The 5,074-nt window shown below is 52.2% G+C and carries 5 protein-coding genes; 3 read left to right on the forward strand and 2 right to left on the reverse strand.

Going from position 1 to position 5,074, the window contains the following annotated elements; all coding sequences use genetic code 11:
- Positions 1 to 94 precede the first annotated feature (94 nt).
- On the forward strand, positions 95 to 877 hold the full coding sequence (locus ACTS3T_RS22710) for a TIGR01458 family HAD-type hydrolase (protein ID WP_377960787.1): 783 nt from the start codon (positions 95 to 97) through the stop codon (positions 875 to 877).
- 6 nt (positions 878 to 883) lie between these two features.
- Here the strand turns inward: ACTS3T_RS22710 and ACTS3T_RS22715 are convergent, their stop codons facing one another.
- Entirely contained in the window at positions 884 to 1,549 is a 666-nt protein-coding gene (locus tag ACTS3T_RS22715; RefSeq protein WP_377960785.1) for a hypothetical protein, read from the reverse strand.
- A gap of 280 nt (positions 1,550 to 1,829) precedes the next feature.
- On the opposite strand from ACTS3T_RS22715, the gene ACTS3T_RS22720 reads away from it, so the two are divergent.
- Positions 1,830 to 3,014 (forward strand): low temperature requirement protein A, encoded by a 1,185-nt coding sequence (locus ACTS3T_RS22720; RefSeq protein WP_377960782.1) that lies wholly within the window; start codon positions 1,830 to 1,832, stop codon positions 3,012 to 3,014.
- A 142-nt stretch (positions 3,015 to 3,156) separates the two neighbouring features.
- The gene (locus ACTS3T_RS22725; RefSeq protein WP_377960779.1) at positions 3,157 to 3,897 is read left to right on the forward strand and encodes a succinate dehydrogenase/fumarate reductase iron-sulfur subunit; all 741 of its coding nucleotides are present in this window, start codon (positions 3,157 to 3,159) and stop codon (positions 3,895 to 3,897) included.
- 26 nt (positions 3,898 to 3,923) lie between these two features.
- On the opposite strand, the gene ACTS3T_RS22730 is transcribed toward ACTS3T_RS22725, so the two are convergent.
- Positions 3,924 to 4,922, reverse strand: coding sequence for a WD40 repeat domain-containing protein (locus tag ACTS3T_RS22730; protein WP_377960777.1), 999 nt, complete (start codon positions 4,920 to 4,922; stop codon positions 3,924 to 3,926).
- Positions 4,923 to 5,074 lie beyond the last annotated feature (152 nt).

Genomic DNA, 5,074 nt, shown 5'->3' on the forward strand with positions numbered 1-5,074 from the left:
ATAAACTTATTTTGAGCGATTGTAGCTTTTGCGCCACCTTCCATCAGACTAGATCAATTACGCTCCAGATCTAGCAAATAAGAGGATAGTGGGTATGCCTGGTAAAGACTTCTCATCTATTAAAGGGTTGCTCCTCGATCTTAACGGCGTCTTTTACGAGGGCAATCGGATTTTGCCGGGAGCGACTGAGGCAATCGAATTTTTGCGGGAGCGGCAGATTCCGTTTCGCTTTATCACCAACAACACGACTGAGTCGGTTGAGGCTCTCTGCAACAGCCTCAACTCTATGGGGTTGAAGATTAAGCCCCATGAGACAATCAGTGCCCCCTATGCGGCGGTGCTCCATCTGCGCAAACTGGGTAACCCTAAATGTTATTTACTGCTCAGTCCAGAGGTTAGGCAAGATTTTGCTGAGTTTACCCGTTCAGAAAGTGCTGCCGATATTGTGGTGTTGGGAGATATGGGCAATGCCTGGAGCTACCACGAATTGAACCGGGCGTTTCGGCTGATGATGCAAGGAGCCAATCTGATTGCATTGCACAAAGCTAAATACTGGCAGTGGGAAGGGGGGCTGCACCTAGATATTGGTGCATTTGTTACGGGCTTAGAATATTCCACTGACAAGCAAGCGTTGATTGTGGGTAAACCTTCGTCGTCTTTTTATAGCTTGGCGCTTGATGAGTTGGGCTTGTCGGCTGAACAGGTAGCTGTCATTGGCGACGACATTGAAGACGACGTAGCCGGGGGGCAAGCCATGGGCATGAGCGGCTTTTTAGTAAAAACCGGAAAATATCGAGAAGCCTTGGTTGCTAAATCGGCAGTAGAGCCAGACGGTGTATTGGAAAATATTGGCGCGATCGCTCAGCTTTTTGAGTAGTTGGCTTTATTCGGGCTGTTCATCGGCTTGCGGTTGGTGGCGAGCAATTTCGGCGTAAAGGTCGCAGTCTCCCATCCACACGGCTGCTAGTAAACGAATGCCGCGTTCGCTGAGTAGGGCTTCTTCTCCCTGAATGAGTTCAAAGTCTTGTAAGCTGCCCCCTGCTGCCAAAATTAGATCTGCCATCCATTCGCTACAGGGCGTAAGGGCTTGTTGCTCTCGGAGCAGCCATTCCACTCGAGCTTGCGTCGATAAGTCTAGCTGTGCTTTCAAAAGCTCGTATAGAGGAATCCCCGTTCGTTGTTCGACCCCGTAAACGATTTGTTGTAAGTACCAGGCTGCTTGCTCGTTGGCTAAAAATTTGAGGCGATCGCAGGTGTAGCGAATAATGCGTTCAACAAAGTCAACGCCGAGGTGCTGATTGAGCAGGGCGATCGCCTGTTGCGCCGATTTGAGTTCAACCTCTTCATCAACTAGCGGTTGCGCTGATTCGGGTGCAGCCTCGCTAAATGTTTGTTGCCAATCTTGAGCAGGATAGTTAGTTTGCAATAACTCATAACAGCGATCGCTGAGCCAGTAAGCCTGCTTTTCTTCATCAAAGGCAAAGTCCCGACCGGGTACCGCCCCAGCATCGACCATTAACTGAAAAAGCTCAAACTCGGCCTTACGCATAAAACACAACCAAATAGATGGCAGCTAAGCAAAACTTAACACTTGAGAGATGAGGCTACTTTAATCTGCCAGCAGAGAATGAACTGTGTCAAAAATTACGCTTAGCACATTACAGTCAAATTTAAGCGCTTATAACTTCCTTTGACCTCTCGCCTGAGTCAGAAAAGGGATATTCAGAACGGCTGTTGGCTCTAACCAGCGATAGGCATCGAAGGTGCAACGTCTATCCCAACACGCTGGCAGTCCGCTAATCTAAAGGCATTCTTTATCTTGAATCGCTATGGCCTCTCGTCAGCTTTTGCAGCCGCCTCGCCTGAGAAGCTTAGAGGACGGTGAAGAACGTCGAGCTACCTGGCTTGAACTGTTTTATGACCTGGTTTTTGTGGTGGCGATCGCGGAGTTAGCTCATTTCCTCAGCGGCCATGTCTCGGCTGGTGGCTTTTGGGGCTTTGTCTTGTTGTTTATCCCTGTTTGGTGGTGCTGGGTGGGGGCTACGTTTTACGCGACCCGCTTTGATACAGACGATATTTCTGATCGGCTGCTTACCCTGACTCAGATGGCTATTATTGCCATCATGGCTGCTAATGTGCATCAGGGCTTGGGGGAATCAGGCAGCTTTTTTGCGGGGAGCTATGCCGCCTTTAGAAGTGTGCTGATTATGCAATATCTAAGCGCTGGCTTTTATATCCCTGCTGTGCGACCGTTAACCGCCTGGTATGCGACCGGGTTTGGCGCCAGTTTAGCGCTTTGGCTGCTTTCTATTTGGGTGCCTGCCCCTTGGCGATTTGCGCTGTGGGTCTGTGGTTTGCTGATAGATTTTTGTACGCCCCTGACCGCTGGCAGACTGGTGAGTCAGTTTCCCCCCAGTATGACCCACATTCCAGAGCGAGTAGGGCTGTTTACCATCATCGTGTTAGGAGAGTCCGTGGTGGGGGTTGTGCGGGGGCTGTCTGAGTTGGAGTGGACAGCGGTAGCCGTGCTAACGGCGCTGCTGGGGCTGAGCAGTGCTTTTAGCCTCTGGTGGCTTTATTTTGATACCGTAGACGGCTCTCCCCTCAAAGCGATGAAACGGGGACAAATGGGTATCAGTTTGCTGTGGCTCTATACCCATTTACCGCTGACGCTGGGGTTAGTGATGACTGGTGTAGGCGTTGAACGGGTGCTTTCGATGGGGCCAGCAACGGTGCCTAGCTGGGGCGATCGCTGGCTGATTTGTGGGGGCGTGGCGATCGCGCTTATTTGCTTAGCGATTATTCACCTGATTACCTGCACCTTGGGAACGGTGCAACGCCGTAAAGTTGTTAGCGCCTATCGGCTAGTGGGGGCAACGTTCGTCTTGGCCTTGGGCACCAGCACGAGCCTATCTGCCTTGGGTCTGGTGTTGTTAGTGGCTGTCACTTGTGTTGTAGAAATTGGGCTAGACCTTTTTGCTCAGCGCCGCCAACGCAAAGTTTTACAACCTTAGCGCCTGAAGCTGGCACCAAGGGCTGAAAGTCACACGCTAGGCTAAGAATAAAGGCAAAAATGTAGGGCAGGTGAATTAAACCCCACCCGTCTCGTTGTGGCAGAAAGCCTTTCAATTACAGTATTAAGTGACAACAAGCGCTATGCAAATTCAGCTTCAGGTTTGGCGGCAGTCAGGGCTAGATCAACCTGGCCGCTTCGAGACGTATACGGTGCCCAATGCTCACCCAGATATGTCTTTTCTAGAATTGCTAGACGTATTGAATGAGCAATTAATCCAGCAGGGAGAAATTCCAGTCGAGTTTGATCACGACTGTCGCGAGGGTATTTGTGGTTCTTGTGGCATGATGATCAACGGTCAGGCGCACGGCCCTCAGCTTCAGACCGCCGCTTGCCAGTTGCATCTGCGTCATTTTCGCGCGGGGGAGCGGCTGGTGGTCGAACCGTGGCGGGCTGCTGCTTTTCCAGTGATTAAAGATTTAGTGGTCGATCGCAGCGCTTTCGATCGCATTATTGCGGCAGGCGGATACATCTCAGTGCCCACAGGGGCAGCCCCAGAAGCCAACACTCTACCCGTTGCCAAGGCTCAGGCCGATCTGGCTTTTGATTATGCCACTTGTATTGGCTGTGGCGCTTGTGTGGCGGCTTGTCCCAATGCTTCGGCTTCTTTGTTTACGGCTGCGAAGGTCGCTCATTTGTCGCTCTTGCCCCAGGGCGAACCTCAACGGCAGCAGCGCGTTCTCAAAATGACGCAGCAAATGACCCAAGAAGGTTTTGGCGACTGCTCAAACCATGCAGAATGTGAAGCCGTTTGCCCCAAAGGTATTTCTATTAGCGCGATCGCGCGGATGCGCCGGGAGTATCTGCGAGCAGCGTGGGCATAGCCAAAGCAGTACAGTAAACAAGTCGGTTAATCTTTTACCCAGACGCGGATTTCGCCATTCCAACTACCGCTGACGATTGTTTTGCTATCGGGGGCAAAGGCAACTGACCAAACCCAGCCTTCGTGACCTTGCAAAACCGCTACTAGCTTGCCGCTGTCAATATGCCAAAGGCGAATGGTTTTATCGCTGCTAGCGGTTGCCAGCAGGCGACCATCAGGGCTAAATTTGACGCTATTGACGGCTTGAGCGTGCGCCCGAAAACGGGTAATTAGCCGTCCGCTGTTGACTTTCCAAAAAATAATGTCGCAATCGGCGCTGGCACTGGCTGCTAGCCAGCCATTTGGGCTAAAGGCGACTGAGAGTACCTCAGCCTGGTGCGCCGTTAGCCTATGCTGAAAGCCTCCTGCTTGCAGGGGATAAAATCGGCTGGTACAGTCTTGGCTGCCAGTCATAAGCGTTTTACCATCAGGGGCGATCGCCAGCGTGCGGATCCAGTGGTTGTGCAGCGACAGCGTATGCAGCAGTCGCCCAGTGCTGACTTGCCAAACTTTGACGGTGTGATCTTGACTGCCGGTAAAGAGATGCTGACCATCAGGGCTAAAGGCAACGCAGCGAATAAAATCGCTGTGGCCTATGAGGATAGCTTTTTGTTCGCCTGTGAGCGGATCCCAAAGCCGCGCGGTCTTGTCGTTGCTGATGCTGGCTAGCGTCTCGCCGTTAGGACTAAAGGCGATCGCCCGCACCCAACCTTCGTGCCCCAGTAACACCTGTCGCAGTTGCCCGGAAGCCAAACTCCAAAGGCGAACGGTTTTATCGCCACTACCGCTAGCAATCCAGCGCCCATTGGGACTGAGCGCCACGCTACGCACCCAACTGCTGTGTGCTTGCAGTTGGTGAAGACAGCGCCATCCACCTGCCAACCGTCCTGCTTGCTGATCGGTTGGTTGGGCAACGGGTAAAGGGGTAAATTGACGATAGGCCGGACGACGATGCGGCCCAAAAGAATCCGGTTGCACAGTGCTCATGGGAGAAGTCGCCGTGACAGCATGTTGATTGGGCAGTGAGCCTTTTTTCAATGTGTTAAAAAATCCCTGGGGTGCAGGTTTGCCGCCAGCGTGGTCGCCGACTGCGTCTTTAACTGGCCGGGAAAACAAACACGATGGCGTTAGCAATCAGC

This window comes from Almyronema sp. (genome assembly GCF_052168255.1).
Lineage (GTDB): Bacteria > Cyanobacteriota > Cyanobacteriia > Phormidesmidales > Phormidesmidaceae > Sphaerothrix > Sphaerothrix epifaneia.